The following is a 13,622-nucleotide window of genomic DNA, read 5'->3' on the forward strand; positions in this document are numbered from 1 at the left end:
TAGGGGTCCGGTTTGGACCATAGGGAGGGCATCAGATGAAGGCTTTCGAGTTCGTTAACGCGACCGCCGAGCAGCGGAGGGACTTCGACGCGATCAAGCAGCGCGTCGAGGCCGAGTTCCCCGGGATGTTCGAGGTGAAATACATCCAAGGCACCTGGGACGACGAGGCCAAGCGCGGTGACGTTGCGATCGCTGGCAATTGGAACGGCTCAGAGGTCGTGAAGGTTTTCGGCAACGCCGAGAAGGTTGGCCTCTATCTGGATGACACGGCCAGTCTGCGGCGGCTCATGGAAGCAACCATGCCGAAGGACACGACACCGGAGGCCAACGCGACAGCTTACGCACGTCGCAAGGACGAGGAAGCGGCGATCATCGCCAAGGCCGATCCCGCTTGGATCAAGGCGAAGGATGCCGAGTATGAGGCAATCAGCCGACGTGCCGGGCAGGTCGATGTGCGTGTCCTGCGTGACAACCACTTTTCGACCTACAGCCTCTACACCCTAAAAGGGGAGGCTCTCGGCATCCAAGGCTCCGCGACCGACGCGGATCGGTTCCTCTTCGACCGAGAGGAAGCCGCCTTGATGAAGAAGGCCAAGAAGGTATTGGGCGACGGCTACCACATCGGCAGGAACAACATCGGAAGGGGCAATGCGAACTTTGTCGTCGGCGTGATCGACCATGATCAGGTTCGCCCCGGCAATCCGAGCAACGTCAAGGTCATCGCCAACGGCGACTTCTCCAGTCTTTCCGCTTCCATCGACAGGCTGGGTGCCGAGATCAAGGCCGGGATTTCCCACGGCCCGAACGCTCCCCGCAGGGAAGCCGGCGATCCCTTCGCCAAGAAGGACACCGCCCGGGAGCGCGGTGCCTCGAAGGGTTATGGCATGTGATGCCACCTCGGGGAAAAGGAAGAAGGAATTGGGAGGGCTGGGGCAACCCGGCCCTTTTCTTTGACGCTTGCATGATCACGGAAACCATTAAGAGCGTCGCCGCGCTGGCGGCTCACAATAAGGGAGGATCGGATGTTCGAACGCGAGAAGGAAGAGTGCCGACCGGAGGCCGAGGCCCGCGCGATGGCAGTCTTTCGCAGGAGGGCGGCAAAAGGCAAGTTTTCACTCCTGCCCTTGGACGGGAAGGAATACACGCTCTTGGGAAAGGACGGCCGGGTGGTCGCCCGGGGGCCGATAGAGAACCTGGCCCGCTACCTGGATGAAGCCGAACGCGAGTCCTTGCCGGGACAGGCACCCTTCGAGCCGCGCAAGGCATCCGGCAAGCCTTACACCAGGCCGAGCCCGCCGGCGATCCGTTCGAGCGAAACCGCGACAGGGACCGTGGGGTCTGGAGTGGACCATGATCTCTGATTGTTCGAGGTTCGAAACAGTCCTTTCGAGGTTCGAAGCATTGCATCGGGGGCGGGGTCATTCCCGCCCTTTTCCTTTGACGCTTGCGAGTCCGTGCTTGCCACAATGGAAGGTCGCCGCAGCCGGCGGCTTCATCACAAGGGAGGGGAGATCATGGAGGACGAGAAGCAGGGACTGGATATGTTCGATCCACTGGCGATGTGGGCCGAGAGCCATGACTACCTGATCGTGGACGACAAGGCCAAACCGGGTTCCTACATCATGTTCGACTTCGACGGGGCCGAGGTGCTGCGAGGCGACGAGAACGCCATCCGCGGCCACCTCAAGCTGGTGGAGGACACCGAGAGGGCCAACGCGGAGTCGGGCCGCAAGGAAGAGTTCCAGCGGCAAGTGCAGGAAATCCACGACGGACTGGTGGACTTGCGGAAGCGGTTCGACAATGCCGTGACCCACAACCTTGCGGATGCCTTCGTGCGCCACGACGGCAAGGCCAACATCGAGATCGTCAACCGCTTCGACAGCAGCCGGATTCGCGGCGACACGCTGGTTGAGGGTAACTACCTCGCCGTCAGGCAGAAGCTGGATGCCTGGGAGCGGGAAGCCGTGGCGATCGAGGCCGCTTACAAGGCGGAGATCGTGCAACGCGCAACGCGCCTCGGGATGACGTTCAAGGACGGCGAGAAGCTTTCCCTGATCGGGCAGGACGGCAGCGAGCTCACGTTCCGGTCCCGCCAGGCGACGCTGACCCATATCCACCAGAAGGAGAAGGCCGCTCTCGACCAGCGTCTTGAGGGGACCGGGCTTCGGGCTCAGCGAGAGGCAGACCGCCGCGACATTGGGAAGGATGCCGGCGGGTTCACGATCCTGACAAACCGCAACGAGCCACTCGCCGCCGGCGACTTCCGCAAGGTCGGCCTGTTCCTCGACCGGAAGGCGATCGACGAGCGGACGCACGACCGGATCATTGATGCCGCTCCCGGGACGGACAAGAAGGCCGTTATGGCCGATCACAAGCGGGAGGTTGCCGCGTTCCGGGCTTCGCTCGATCCGAAGGAGCTCGCGGCCATTGATGGTGAGTTGCGCGAGTTCCAGCCCCGCGCCGAGAAGGTCGGTGCCGAGGTGACGCGCAACAACGAGTTCGGTCCCTACGTCTTCCGCTCCGAAAGGGTCAACGTGGCAAGCCCCGGCTACGCGGCCGACGTTAACCGCTCCCTCCGCATCCTTGAGGCCGAGGCACTGGAGAAGAGGGCGAACGCCATCATGGGACCGGGCCACATCGTCAGTTCGGTCGGTGAGAAGGGCTTCAAGGTCATGCGCGAGAACGGCGGCGAATACCCGCCCTTCGTGACCTTGAGGGAAGGGGGCTACATCGAGGTCGTGCAGTTCCTAGACGACAAGGCCAACGAGAAGAAGGCCGGCCAGTCCTACAATCCCCACGGTTCGCGCAAGCCGTCCGCATTCGTGGCGGGCCTCAAAGCCCTGGATGATGCCGACAAGGACAAGTTCGGTTCCAAGCGGGACCGCAACGGCGACAAGGCACCGCGGCACGGCCTCTGACACCGAGGGCCGGGAGCGATCCCGGCCTTTGTGTCGCCGCGCGGGACGCTCCGGTAGCGTCAGGCGACCCATAGAGACTCCTTTATGAGTCACCACACGGTAACGGATGTTGACGACGGCAGAAGACCCTTCGGGTCTAGGGGAAGAAGGAGGCCAGAGCCGGGAGGGCCGTGGTTCACTTCCTCTTCCTTCTCCCCATCGACTGCTGGGCTGTTTGGACAAGGATTCGGCAGTATGGCGGCGCGTCGATCCCGCCGGCTATTGATCCCTGGGTGCCTTTTGCACACGCTGGTATTGCACACTATTACAAGGGGGGCAGCTAGCGGTGTTCAGGAAATCAGTCACGACAGTCTTTGCCGCGTTCCTTGCGGCAACATTCATCGCCCCGGCCTCGGCCGAGACAAGGTATTTCTACCGCTACAGGGGAACACCCACAGCGGCAGTGGAAAAGCCCCCGGAGGCACCCACGCACAAGACGCTGACGGCCACGACCTCGACCGGATGGCAGATCAAGTGCAAGTCCGCTCAAGAGGGCGAAGGGCATGACGCCTATATCGTCGGGCAGTCCTTCTATCCCCAGGCGACGGCTCTCTACGAAGAGGCGGACAACTGGAGGGAACGCCAAATCTACGAGCTCTATTTCTCGGGCTTCCGGGGCAACGTGCCTCGCACCTCGGGGTCCTATGTCGTGAAGTATCCGGACCCGGGCCAGTGGGCTTCCGTGTGTGATGGCACTCCGGTTGTGACGGCATACGGGAGCGGCAGCGATGCGTGGGAAACCATCACGTCGGCAACCCTTGACGATGGCCCGGTCCCGGTCGGGAATCCTTGGCCGGCACTGCCGAAGCTTTGGGCGGTGTCGATGCGCCTGACGCTCGATAACGGCTTCTCCTTCTCCTACGGAGGGTCGGACGGGACTGGCTACTTCCTCGAAAGCGACATTCAGGGGTTCAGGAACGAGGCGGCGAAGTTCGTCGGTGCCGATGTTTACTTCAACCCGGTTGCCTGGACCGGGGATTACGGTGACTACCGTCTCGGCAAGGTATTCCTGGATGGACGCGCCAACCATCCAGACCCTTGGACCGATCCCTATTCGATCGAAGGGTTGATCGAAATCCCGCTGGATGCCGGAAGCCCGCATCAATACGTCTGCTTCAACGGCGTGGCACCTTGCGGCGGCAACGTCTTGGCGGGTTCGGTCCCAGGACCTCACGACAGCATCATCTCGCTGGGAGATCCTGCGGGGGGCTGGGCGAGGATCACCAGTGTCACGGTAAACACCGAGGAGCCCTGGTAGCCGGGGTTCACTTTGAATACGACGACAAGAGGCCGGATCCGGCCTCTTTCTCTTTGTGCCGCCGTCGCTCGTTACGCTCACAGCGTAGTTTTCCCTGGACCGGGATTCCGCCGACAAGCACACTGAATCCAGGACTACAACAGGGAGGTAACGCATGTTCAGGCTAGCATTCGCATCCATTCTCGCGGCAGCGACCATTCTCGGCACGACCGCCGTTAGCGCGGACACCGCATTCTACTACCGCTTCCAGGGACGCGGCCCGGAGGTGGTTGAGTCCCCGGAGGCACCGAATGCCTTGAAGTCGGCCTACGCCGTGGTGTCGCTTGGCAACGGCATGTCGTTCAAGTGCCTTATCTCGAATGCGATCCCGAAGAACGTCGTCAGCGGGTGGGAGGGTCCGATCTCGTCTGGACTGGTCGGGAAGAAGTTCTACTACCAGCCGATCAGCCTTGCTGGTGGCGACACCGTGCAGTGGTTCGGGATCTATGATCCGAGCAAGACCAGCTTCACGGATTCGAACGGGAACCTGGACGTTTCCGGCGCATCGAACAGCGGTTCCTTCGACCTCAACGATCCCAGCGGCACGATCGGGATGAGCCTCCCGATCGCCGGATGCAATCCGTCCGCGCGTGGCACCCTTACCCTCGGAAGCTACTACTCGCTCGAATACGGTTGGGCGGCGGGAGCGGGGGATGCTGCCGATTACGACGGGCGCAAGGCGGCGTTCATTGCCGCGAACGACGCTCGCTACACGACTGTCACGTCCGCGCAGGTGGCCCTTGAGGCACCGTTCTGATCCTGGGCACCATACCCCAGGAAGTTGCCAACCCAGGGGGGCGATTCAGTCCCCCTTTGATTTGTGCGTCCGTCGTTTCACTACGCGCACAGCGTAGTTCTCCCTGGACCGGGAATCCGCCGACGCGCACACTGGATCCTATGAAGACAACAACAAGGGATGTCACGGATGTTCAACAGGATCGGTATCGTGCTTCTGGCGATGGCGGCGGTCGGCGCGGTTGCGCTGGCGGCGAACGCGCAGGAACCCACGCAGGGTGCGCCCAAGGAGGCTTCCAAGGACGCTCCGAAGCCGCAGCCAGGCATAGCCCCGCGCGTCCTGACGGTTGCCACGTCAGCCGGGTGGGCGATGACTTGCAATGCCCGCGTGGACGGCGCGCGGGCGCAGACTCTCGTCGGCAAGGACGTTGTGCCCTCCCCATTCGATAGGAACACGGGAAGCGTCAGCGTCTTTATCGTCGGCAACCTGGCCGATGAAAACGACCGGATCGGCTTCGTCACCGGACGCTCCCGCGGCCCTGTTGATCCGATCGTCGGCGTGGAAACCCTGTGCGCCAGCCCGATGATCGTGGTGGCTCAAGGGTCGATTGATCGTGCCGACGACAAGGTTGTGACCGCCACCGTGGCCGAGGTCGGGCTTCCGTCCGGTGCTGCCGCCTCGCCGCCGGCAGGGATGCGGGGAGCGTTCCCCGGGGCGATGCCGAACGCCGCCGCCAGGGCCGAGGCACAAGCCAGGGCCCGAGCCGGCGCGAACGCCGCCGCTCGTCCCACCCCGGGCGCAACTCAAACCCAAAACTAACGCGTCAACCAGCGCGATCGAGAAGGAGGCCGGAAACCCGGCCTCTTTCCATTTGGGGAACAGGAAGCAGGAGCCGAGGGTCATTCTTGATTCCTGCCGGCGCGTTGACCCGCCGAGACTTTTGCACACAGAGGCAGTTACGCACACTCCGAGGGGATCGTATCGCCGCAGGGAGGGAACCTATGAAGTCATTCGTCACCGCCACTCTCGCCGCAATCCTCGCCCTGGGGACCGTCTCGTCGGCTGGCGCGGCGGACAGGTTCGTCTACCGCTTTCAGGGCAGGGGGCCGCAAGTTCCGCCACCGGAACCCTTCAAGACTGGCGACATGGGGATTCGCCTCGGGTTCAGTAACGGGCTCCTGATCGAGTGCCTGATGGCTCAAAACGTTGACCTGGAGTGGGAGGGCGGCTGGCAAGCCAACGCCGACAGCACGTTGGGGCTGCACATCTGGTTCGCTCCCGTCTACGTGGGATCCTCTGGTATCACCAACTTTCAGTTCTATGCGGCTTCCAAGAGCGATTTCACCAACACCGACGATCCGATCTGGAACGCTCCGGGCGGCGTGTTCAACAATCCCGGCCGGGCATTGAACATCAGCTTTGGCGGACCGACCGATACAATCTGGTGCCAGCCGTCGCCCTCGAACCACGTCATCAGCTACGGCAGCTTCAAGCCACTCAAGATGTTCAACGCTGCCGATTACACCGACGAAGAGCGCGGGGCCGCATGGGCCGCTTTCGACGCTGCCTGGAAGGCTCCCGATCGTTGGGCCACGATCACGTCAGCGGATGTTTTCGCCATCGAGTGACGGCGAAGGATTCGAGCAACTCAACAGAGGGAGGGAAGAGCATGAAGAAGGCAGCAACGATCATTCTATCCGCAGCCGTTGGCGTGTTAGCCGTCGTCGGACAGGCGGAGGCATCGCAACAGAAGGGGACGGCAGCAGTCCTCGACGTGAAGACCAGCCACGGCACGATGGTGTCCTGCACCCTCGCAAACAACGTGACGCTCAATGCCGACTAGGTGCGGTTCTTCGAACTGGCCGCGACCGTCCTGAAAGGAAGGGAAGTCGTCTATCGAAACTCACATCCCAAAGGTCCAGAGCCAACCGAGCCTCCTAGCCACGCCAACTTCTCCCTGTCGGAATCCGGCTGGCTCCGGCACGAGCCGGGGCATGGGTGGGGCTCCGTGGACTGGAAGGACCCTAACGGCTACGAGAACATCGTAATCTCATTCGGGTTTGGGGACGGACGCGTGTTCAAGTGCTGGGGCGACGACTTTCCGAACTCCCCCTACAACAAGGTCGTCCATCCGGCCAACGAGCCTATCGGCGGGAAGCTTTACGAGGGACGGATCACCGACGCTTCGATCAGGTTCCCGGAAGCGTTCTGATAGCCAAGGATTCAATCAATGCCGACGACCAAGCGCCGGGATTTCCGGCTCTTTTTTGTGCCGGCGCATTGACCGAATGACACTTATGCACACAGGCTAACTTATGCACACCAGCGAGGGAGGAAGCGGTATGTTCAAGCAGTCCATCGTTTCAATCGCCGCCGTCTCCATCCTGGCGGCATCTCCCGTCCTGGCCGACGACGTTCCTCCGGGATACTCGGTCGTCCAAGCTTCACCGCAGGAGCAACCGAAGGAGCAGCGCAACTCGAAGGGGCAGATCGACGGCGTGAGGATCAAGCTGAAATCGGGCTGGGTGTTCGAGTGCAGGATCCCCCGGGGAGGCTGGAACAGCTTCCAGAGGAAGTTCTTCGCGCGGCTCAAGGGCGGTGTCGCAAGAAAGCAGGACGTTGACAACGGTCCATACGGAAGGGCTTGGTATATCACTCTTGAGGCGGCTGATTACGACGCCGCCACCTCGCTTCCCTACAGCGACACCTTCCCTATGACGGTTCATATCGACCACGCGGATTCGGGAGTGTGGGGCGCACATGCAATCGACCTCGAGCTCTGTGACGAGAAGGACAACCGGATCGCCAGAATCGGCACCGTCCATCCCGAGGGCAGATGGCGGTCGTCCGAGATCATCGCGGCCGACTACACCTGGATCAATCCCTTCGACAAGGAGGGCGACAACGGACTCCAGCTAGAGACGTTCGAAGTGGCGGACCCGGACGAAATCGGCCGTTGCAAGGAATAGGTCGCTCACCAGTGGCAGCGGACGACAAGGCCGGGATCGCTTTCCGGCCTTCGCTTTTTCTGCCGGCGGGTTGACCGGCTGACGACGGCAGGGGAGAAGGGGCACAGGATTCGTCCGGTTCTTTCTTCCTACTTCCCCCATCTTTCCATTGACCGACTACGCTGTCAGCGTAATGATGGAATGGACGGAACAAGGACTAATGGGGGAACGTCATGGTCAGAGAGAAGGCGAAGGGATCGAGCCGCGGCAAGGATTCGAAGGTGCGGAAACGCACCGTCTCGAATGTTGACAAGAAGCCCAAGAAGACGGCTGCGGATCAGTTTTTCCGCATCACGCCCGAGGACGTTAAGGCCGCGCGTTTGAGCGTGGCGGAATCGACAAAGGTTTTCGAGGAACTGACCGGAATCCAGGACCGCTCACAGGAAGGCTGGGAGAGAGTGAGACGGCGGACGGACGAGACGATTGTTCCTCTTCCGGATGTTGTCCAGGCGTTCTTCGTCGTCCTCAAGAGGGAGCGCGAGGCCGTCCTTCGCGCCCTTGAGGCGGAGCCGAAAAACCGCCGTCGCCCTGCGAGGAAGGGCGCGTGATGAGCATCCGTTGTCTCATGGTCGCCGCCGTCCTCGCTGCGGCAACGCCCGCGCTGGCGCAGGAGGCCCGCGATCCGTGGGACGGCGATTGGGCCGGGGACTGCGGCGAGGACGCATATTGCGAGCTCCAGGTCCGCAAGCTGGCCCGCAACACCTACGAGGTTGACTACGTGTTGACGCGGCGGTCGAACCAGACCGAGGCTTGCCGGATCGACGGAGTGGTTGCCCGGACCAAGGGCAATCGGCTTTCGGGCAAGCTCGGACGGAGCCTGGCCGTGGAGGTCGTCAAGCATGAGACGGACACCGATCTCGTCCTGTCCGTGTCCGGTTTTTTCGGCCAGCCTTGCGACCATCCCAAGCGCGTCAACCAGAGTTACAGATGGTTCCTTGACGAGTAGCAAGAGGCACTTCCTGCATTCCTTGGAGTGTCGATGCGCGGTCTCGGGAGCGACTGAATCCTTCCGATTAACGATTTATTCACCATACATCCAATGCCCCTCCGGGAAAGCATCTCATTTTCGGGCAAGGTCCTCGCGCAAATCACATGAGGGAAGCGCGAATGATCGAGTTCGGGGCAAAGAATAACCTGATGGTGCTGGAGAGTATGGACCGCGAGATCGAGGAGGTCGAGGGATACCTGGCCGATCTCAAGGCGATCCGCCAAGGGGAAGTTCCGGAGAGCGCGGCAGATGCTTCATTGCTGGATGAGTGGTGCATGTCCGAAATGGGGGTTCAGTGCCTGGTCGGGAAAGTGATTAAGCATCCAGAGATGCCAAAGAAGAAAAGAACGCGGACGATCCAAATCGCAGACCTCCACCTGATTTCCTACGAGCTCGGCCTTGCACGGACCCTCAGCCAGTGGTTCCGGCTCGGGCGAGAGAACCCCGAGGGCGACGAGATTTCTGGCGCCGAGCTCTATCGGCAGTTGATGCGTCACGTGGAGCTACCGGACAACCCTGATAAGGGCGATGATGACCCATGGGGCAAGCCTGATTGACGTAAGGGCTTGCATGTTCGGTTTGAGCAGGGATTGCGGATTGCTCCTGTCCCAGTCGAACCGGACGAAACGAAGCTGTCATGATCGATGGAGGCTCCATGAGCGACGAACTCCGCAAGCACATCCTAGAGGGACGTTGTCTTCCCTACACCGACGACCTCGAGGACGGGTTGCCGTTCTTCCGGGGCAGCATCCGCGAGGACATGACCGTCTACGCTGACATGGCCCTCGGGCGACTTCGTGAATTCGAGGCACAGGACAAGGCATGGGCCGGACCCGAGTATCGAGCCGCGCTGGAGGCGTTGAAGCTTGCCGCCATCGACAAGGCGAGGACCGACAAGGAACTGGCCGAAGCCGTGCGGACGCTCATGGATGCGCTCCCCACCTGGACGCTGACGGACGGACGGCGGTGCCGTCGCTATCTTGCCGCGCTCGGATTCGAAGGGAAGGATGCCGATCGGCGCCCATCCGGCGATCCCGCGAACGAGGACGCGATCCGGCACATGATCGACCGCATGGCTGAACTGGCGACTGGCAGGGCGTATCCCGACACCCTCGACCTGATGTGCGGGTTGCCGTTCTATCACGCCAGCATCCACCGGGACATGCACACGTTCGCGAGCCGCCTCTTCAATGATGCACGAGCGACCGAGGATCCGGCGATGCAACCGCTCGTGTGGGCCGCCATCGAGCTCCGCAGGGCTTCCCTCAATGACGTGTCTGACATCGAGCGCATGGAACGGCTCGATGCCGTCCTTGCGGCCTTGCCGCCGCAGGACCACGACAGGCGGCTCCGCGTCCGCGTCTATCAGGCATCCTTGGGGAACAGGGTGGCGCAACTGGACGTGGCTTGCGCGTCCGTCACCAGGGCCGTCTGGTCCGCGGGGCTGGGGGAACCGATCACCCTTGACCGCGAACACACCCGAGCGGCACTGGGCTGGCTGGCAGTCGCCGCAAGCGCGGACGGCTACGAGCCGCTGACGGGCGAGATCTCGAAGCCAAAGCGATACCTGGAACCTTCCTACGGCTCGGTGATGCACGGCAGGAAACTGGTCGATCACGTCCGGAAGCACGATCCCTTGCAGGAGGGGGAGGGCGCGCCGCGTCACGGCGACGAGCGCAAGCGCGAGGTCATCCGGCTGGTCGGCGGCTTCGTCGAGGAGGAACTGGCCGCGGGGTGGCTCCAGAGCTCTGTGGACTACCTGCGCCGTGCCGTCGAGGAAGGCACCTTCATTGGCATCGAGATGGACGGGCGGATGATGTATCCGGCCTTCCAGCTCAAGGATGCGATGACCGTCTTGGGGGTCCGCGAGGCCTTGGCGGAGTTGCCGATCAGGGACCAGTGGTTGAGGCTGGAATGGTTCCTTGAACGCCATCTCGGACTTGGTGGGCAGAACGCGCTCGAAGCCCTAATGGACGGGCGGCGGGACAAGGTATTGAACGCCGCTAGATACGCGTCGCTGGACAAGTGACGATGACCAATGACAACATCCTCCACGGACTCACTCCGCTCCCTAGGCAGACGGCTTCCTTTTAACGGTTGGGAGACGCTTGACCTTATCGTTCGCTGGAGCCCAAAGCTCCCCGATGCGTCGACGGGATACATATCCGATCGGCGGCTCCTTCATGGCTTTAAGCCAAACCTAGGCCTTCTCTTCCGGGGTGACGGGTAGCGGCCCAGGCTTGAAGTCATACAGGTAGGTTCCATCGGGGGCTGCGCGCAGTCCCACTCGTTCCCATTTAGCCGGGAAACCGTCTTCGGTGCCCGGCTCCGTTCTGGGACGAAGGCCGATGTAGCCACGATCGTGTCTTCCGTAATTCTGAGCCCCATTCGAGAGCAGAACCACTTCGTCACAGAGTCCACGGTTCACTGCGTCGAGCATTTTCAGGCGCAGCTCCTCAGTCACGAAGTGAATGCTTTGTGTGGGCCAGCCGAGTTCCGTGATGAACGGCTTGACCTCGGCAAAGACTTTGCGCCCGTCATGGGTTCTGATCGTGAAGTCCACCCACCATTTACCCGTCCTGTCCTTTTCATAGGCAGCGTCCCAGTCGATCAATTGAAAGAACACGGCCCATTTGGCTTCGTTGCGACTGCGGTAACGGACTCCATCCAGGATCACAGGCTCGGCTTCGTTGTCCTCATACTCAGATCCGGGTTCCATAGGGGAGGGCGTAGAGGTCAATGTGGACTCCTTGGTGGGCGGCGGTGCCGACCTTTAGCACCGCTGTCCTCAATGTGGGGATGCAAAGTGATTGGGTCGGCTCCGGTAAGCCAATGAGACACCGTGTTTCATGCTGGGAACAGAGAGGAGCCAAGCGAACCCGGCTCCTGAATCCTGCCATTAGAAGCCGATGAACAGCACATCGAGGGCGCGCTTGATCTCGTCCTGCACGTCGGCAAGGTTGCCGACCGGATGCTGCACCAGGCTCTCGGGAACCGAGGCCAGTTGATGGATCAGCAGGAGGTAGTCGGCATCGTTGAACCTGACGACCGGAGTCAGCTTCGTGATCGGCTTCACCTTCCCGGCAGGGATCATCGGCGCGACGACCCTGACCGGAACCCTTTCGGGGATGTAGTCGGCCTGTAGCTCGACCACGTAGCCTTTGCTGCGGCCGATGCCGGCGTAAACGTCGAATTGCGCCATCGGGTCAGAACTGCCTGAACTCGTCCAAGATCAGTCCCTCGCGCTCGATCATCTCCCGATGCTCCCGGAACGCTTCCTCGTTTTCCTCCAGCCACCGGGCGCGTCGGGCATCGGCCACCGCTTGTGCCAGCCCGCTTTCACAGGCTTGCGAGACGTTGACCTGGAGCTCCTTGGCCTCGTTGACGAGATCAAGGGACAAGGTGACATTCGTCGGACGGCGGGGCTTGGCCTCCCGGCTGTCATGCTTAAGCATGGCGGCTCTCCTTGGAAATCATGACGCACATACCCTATATGCATTCTTCATGTTGTAAAGTGTGAGCATGAAGCCTGTTGACCGCCGTCCGCTTTTCGCGGCTTCGAGCGGGTCGAGACGGTGTGCGCCCCTTGTATCGCTGCCTCGGGAAGCCGGGTCCGGAACCTTGCGCCGCCCGGGTTCCAATCGCACCCTCACAAAGTAACGCGCCGCAATAACGTGGCCGACAAAGGGAGGGGCAGCCCATCATGTCATTCAAGAACGTTTCCATTCGCACGAAGCTCATCGGCACCGCGTCGATGCTCTTCATGGCCGTCGTCGTTGTTGGCGGTGTCGGCTGGTATGCCTCCAGCGTCGCCAATCGCGGCCTCCAGGCCGTCTATAGGGATCGGGTCGTGCCTCTGCGTGACCTGAAAGGCATCTCCGACCTCTACGCGGTCAACATCGTTGATACCGCCCACAAGGTCCAGGACGGCGCGTTGACATGGGAGGCGGGGCTTGAGCGCGTCAACGAGGCACAGGCCAACGTCTCGCGGCTGTGGGGCGACTATCTCAAGACCCATATGGAGGCCGACGAACGGGCCCTTGCGGACAAGTCCCAGAAGCAGCGGGAAGTCACCAAGCCGGCCGTGGCCGACCTCGCCGGGATCATGCAAGCCAAGGACAGGGAAGCCCACGACCGCTTCGTGATCGACCGCCTCAATCCGGCGATGGACCCGATCCTTGAGACAGTCAGCCAGCTAGCCACGATCCAGACCGACGAGACCAGGAAGGAATACGAGCGTTCCGAGGCCACTTACCACCGGGCGCAGATGTGGTCCGTCGTAGCCTTCACCGGAGCCTTTGTCGCCCTTCTCCTTGCCCTGTGGGTCAAGGTCTTCCAGGTCGTGAACCCCATAAAGGGGATGACGGCGATCATGAAACGCCTTGCCGGCGGCGACTATAGGGCCACGATCCCCGGCCTCGGGCGCAACGTCCAGGAGGCCGCGAGTGGCACCGAGTCCGTGACTGGCGGCATCGGCTCCGTCAGGCAGGGTGCCGGCGAGACAGGGGAGGCGGCAAGCCAGGTCCTCACGGCGGCGCAGGGACTGTCCCTCAACTCCGACGACCTCGGCCACGCGGTGTCGGCGTTCCTGTCGGAAGTGAGGACCGCCTAGCGTCACGAATCCTTCGGATCGTTC

The 13,622-nt window shown here is 61.9% G+C and carries 18 protein-coding genes; 15 read left to right on the forward strand and 3 right to left on the reverse strand.

Annotated elements, in window-relative coordinates; all coding sequences use genetic code 11:
* Positions 1 to 35 precede the first annotated feature (35 nt).
* The 14 genes from BB934_RS45890 to BB934_RS45950 all read left to right on the forward strand — a co-directional run bounded on the left by BB934_RS45890 (position 36) and on the right by BB934_RS45950 (position 11,015).
* Positions 36 to 890 (forward strand): hypothetical protein, encoded by an 855-nt coding sequence (locus BB934_RS45890; RefSeq protein ID WP_099516173.1) that lies wholly within the window; start codon positions 36 to 38, stop codon positions 888 to 890.
* A gap of 132 nt (positions 891 to 1,022) precedes the next feature.
* Complete coding sequence (locus BB934_RS45895) at positions 1,023 to 1,361, forward strand: hypothetical protein (protein WP_099516174.1); 339 nt, start codon at positions 1,023 to 1,025, stop codon at positions 1,359 to 1,361.
* Between the two features lie 153 nt (positions 1,362 to 1,514).
* Complete coding sequence (locus BB934_RS45900) at positions 1,515 to 2,918, forward strand: hypothetical protein (protein WP_099516175.1); 1,404 nt, start codon at positions 1,515 to 1,517, stop codon at positions 2,916 to 2,918.
* Positions 2,919 to 3,243: 325 nt separating this feature from the next.
* Entirely contained in the window at positions 3,244 to 4,215 is a 972-nt protein-coding gene (locus BB934_RS45905; protein ID WP_099516176.1) for a hypothetical protein, read from the forward strand.
* Positions 4,216 to 4,369: 154 nt separating this feature from the next.
* Complete coding sequence (locus BB934_RS45910; protein ID WP_099516177.1) at positions 4,370 to 5,011, forward strand: hypothetical protein; 642 nt, start codon at positions 4,370 to 4,372, stop codon at positions 5,009 to 5,011.
* Positions 5,012 to 5,179: 168 nt separating this feature from the next.
* Positions 5,180 to 5,809: a hypothetical protein gene (locus BB934_RS45915; protein ID WP_099516178.1), complete on the forward strand. Its 630-nt coding sequence runs from the start codon at positions 5,180 to 5,182 to the stop codon at positions 5,807 to 5,809.
* Between the two features lie 182 nt (positions 5,810 to 5,991).
* On the forward strand, positions 5,992 to 6,618 hold the full coding sequence (locus tag BB934_RS45920) for a hypothetical protein (RefSeq protein ID WP_099516179.1): 627 nt from the start codon (positions 5,992 to 5,994) through the stop codon (positions 6,616 to 6,618).
* 41 nt (positions 6,619 to 6,659) lie between these two features.
* A complete protein-coding gene (locus tag BB934_RS48305; RefSeq protein ID WP_157934754.1) occupies positions 6,660 to 6,833 on the forward strand; it encodes a hypothetical protein in 174 nt (57 codons plus the stop codon).
* Between the two features lie 165 nt (positions 6,834 to 6,998).
* Positions 6,999 to 7,202 (forward strand): hypothetical protein, encoded by a 204-nt coding sequence (locus tag BB934_RS48310; RefSeq protein ID WP_157934755.1) that lies wholly within the window; start codon positions 6,999 to 7,001, stop codon positions 7,200 to 7,202.
* A 130-nt stretch (positions 7,203 to 7,332) separates the two neighbouring features.
* Positions 7,333 to 7,959 (forward strand): hypothetical protein, encoded by a 627-nt coding sequence (locus tag BB934_RS45930; protein WP_099516181.1) that lies wholly within the window; start codon positions 7,333 to 7,335, stop codon positions 7,957 to 7,959.
* Positions 7,960 to 8,171: 212 nt separating this feature from the next.
* The gene (locus tag BB934_RS45935; RefSeq protein WP_099516182.1) at positions 8,172 to 8,546 is read left to right on the forward strand and encodes a hypothetical protein; all 375 of its coding nucleotides are present in this window, start codon (positions 8,172 to 8,174) and stop codon (positions 8,544 to 8,546) included.
* Positions 8,546 to 8,944 (forward strand): hypothetical protein, encoded by a 399-nt coding sequence (locus BB934_RS45940; RefSeq protein ID WP_099516183.1) that lies wholly within the window; start codon positions 8,546 to 8,548, stop codon positions 8,942 to 8,944. The genes BB934_RS45935 and BB934_RS45940 overlap by 1 nt, the downstream gene beginning before the upstream one ends.
* Before the next feature lie 161 nt (positions 8,945 to 9,105).
* Positions 9,106 to 9,543: a MerR family transcriptional regulator gene (locus BB934_RS45945; RefSeq protein ID WP_099516184.1), complete on the forward strand. Its 438-nt coding sequence runs from the start codon at positions 9,106 to 9,108 to the stop codon at positions 9,541 to 9,543.
* Positions 9,544 to 9,641: 98 nt separating this feature from the next.
* Positions 9,642 to 11,015, forward strand: coding sequence for a hypothetical protein (locus BB934_RS45950; protein ID WP_157934756.1), 1,374 nt, complete (start codon positions 9,642 to 9,644; stop codon positions 11,013 to 11,015).
* A gap of 171 nt (positions 11,016 to 11,186) precedes the next feature.
* Here the strand turns inward: BB934_RS45950 and BB934_RS45955 are convergent, their stop codons facing one another.
* From BB934_RS45955 to BB934_RS45965, 3 genes are all read right to left on the reverse strand, one after another.
* Positions 11,187 to 11,726 (reverse strand): hypothetical protein, encoded by a 540-nt coding sequence (locus tag BB934_RS45955; protein ID WP_157934757.1) that lies wholly within the window; start codon positions 11,724 to 11,726, stop codon positions 11,187 to 11,189.
* Between the two features lie 159 nt (positions 11,727 to 11,885).
* On the reverse strand, positions 11,886 to 12,188 hold the full coding sequence (locus tag BB934_RS45960; protein WP_099516187.1) for a CcdB family protein: 303 nt from the start codon (positions 12,186 to 12,188) through the stop codon (positions 11,886 to 11,888).
* Between the two features lie 4 nt (positions 12,189 to 12,192).
* Complete coding sequence (locus BB934_RS45965; RefSeq protein ID WP_099516188.1) at positions 12,193 to 12,441, reverse strand: type II toxin-antitoxin system CcdA family antitoxin; 249 nt, start codon at positions 12,439 to 12,441, stop codon at positions 12,193 to 12,195.
* A gap of 248 nt (positions 12,442 to 12,689) precedes the next feature.
* Here BB934_RS45965 and BB934_RS45970 point away from each other — a divergent pair, with 248 nt between their 5' ends.
* The gene (locus BB934_RS45970; protein ID WP_099516189.1) at positions 12,690 to 13,598 is read left to right on the forward strand and encodes a Tar ligand binding domain-containing protein; all 909 of its coding nucleotides are present in this window, start codon (positions 12,690 to 12,692) and stop codon (positions 13,596 to 13,598) included.
* The last annotated feature ends 24 nt before the right edge of the window (positions 13,599 to 13,622 follow it).

The organism is Microvirga ossetica, assembly GCF_002741015.1.
Classification (GTDB): Bacteria; Pseudomonadota; Alphaproteobacteria; order Rhizobiales; family Beijerinckiaceae; genus Microvirga; species Microvirga ossetica.

Coding starts and splice junctions, on each gene's coding strand:
- BB934_RS45890 (WP_099516173.1), top strand. CDS start 36: ATGAAGGCTTTCGAGTTCGTTAACGCGACCGCCGAGCAGCGGAGGGAC.
- BB934_RS45895 (WP_099516174.1), top strand. CDS start 1,023: ATGTTCGAACGCGAGAAGGAAGAGTGCCGACCGGAGGCCGAGGCCCGC.
- BB934_RS45900 (WP_099516175.1), top strand. CDS start 1,515: ATGGAGGACGAGAAGCAGGGACTGGATATGTTCGATCCACTGGCGATG.
- BB934_RS45910 (WP_099516177.1), top strand. CDS start 4,370: ATGTTCAGGCTAGCATTCGCATCCATTCTCGCGGCAGCGACCATTCTC.
- BB934_RS45915 (WP_099516178.1), top strand. CDS start 5,180: ATGTTCAACAGGATCGGTATCGTGCTTCTGGCGATGGCGGCGGTCGGC.
- BB934_RS45920 (WP_099516179.1), top strand. CDS start 5,992: ATGAAGTCATTCGTCACCGCCACTCTCGCCGCAATCCTCGCCCTGGGG.
- BB934_RS48305 (WP_157934754.1), top strand. CDS start 6,660: ATGAAGAAGGCAGCAACGATCATTCTATCCGCAGCCGTTGGCGTGTTA.
- BB934_RS45930 (WP_099516181.1), top strand. CDS start 7,333: ATGTTCAAGCAGTCCATCGTTTCAATCGCCGCCGTCTCCATCCTGGCG.
- BB934_RS45935 (WP_099516182.1), top strand. CDS start 8,172: ATGGTCAGAGAGAAGGCGAAGGGATCGAGCCGCGGCAAGGATTCGAAG.
- BB934_RS45940 (WP_099516183.1), top strand. CDS start 8,546: ATGAGCATCCGTTGTCTCATGGTCGCCGCCGTCCTCGCTGCGGCAACG.
- BB934_RS45945 (WP_099516184.1), top strand. CDS start 9,106: ATGATCGAGTTCGGGGCAAAGAATAACCTGATGGTGCTGGAGAGTATG.
- BB934_RS45950 (WP_157934756.1), top strand. CDS start 9,642: ATGAGCGACGAACTCCGCAAGCACATCCTAGAGGGACGTTGTCTTCCC.
- BB934_RS45960 (WP_099516187.1), bottom strand. CDS start 12,188: ATGGCGCAATTCGACGTTTACGCCGGCATCGGCCGCAGCAAAGGCTAC.
- BB934_RS45965 (WP_099516188.1), bottom strand. CDS start 12,441: ATGCTTAAGCATGACAGCCGGGAGGCCAAGCCCCGCCGTCCGACGAAT.
- BB934_RS45970 (WP_099516189.1), top strand. CDS start 12,690: ATGTCATTCAAGAACGTTTCCATTCGCACGAAGCTCATCGGCACCGCG.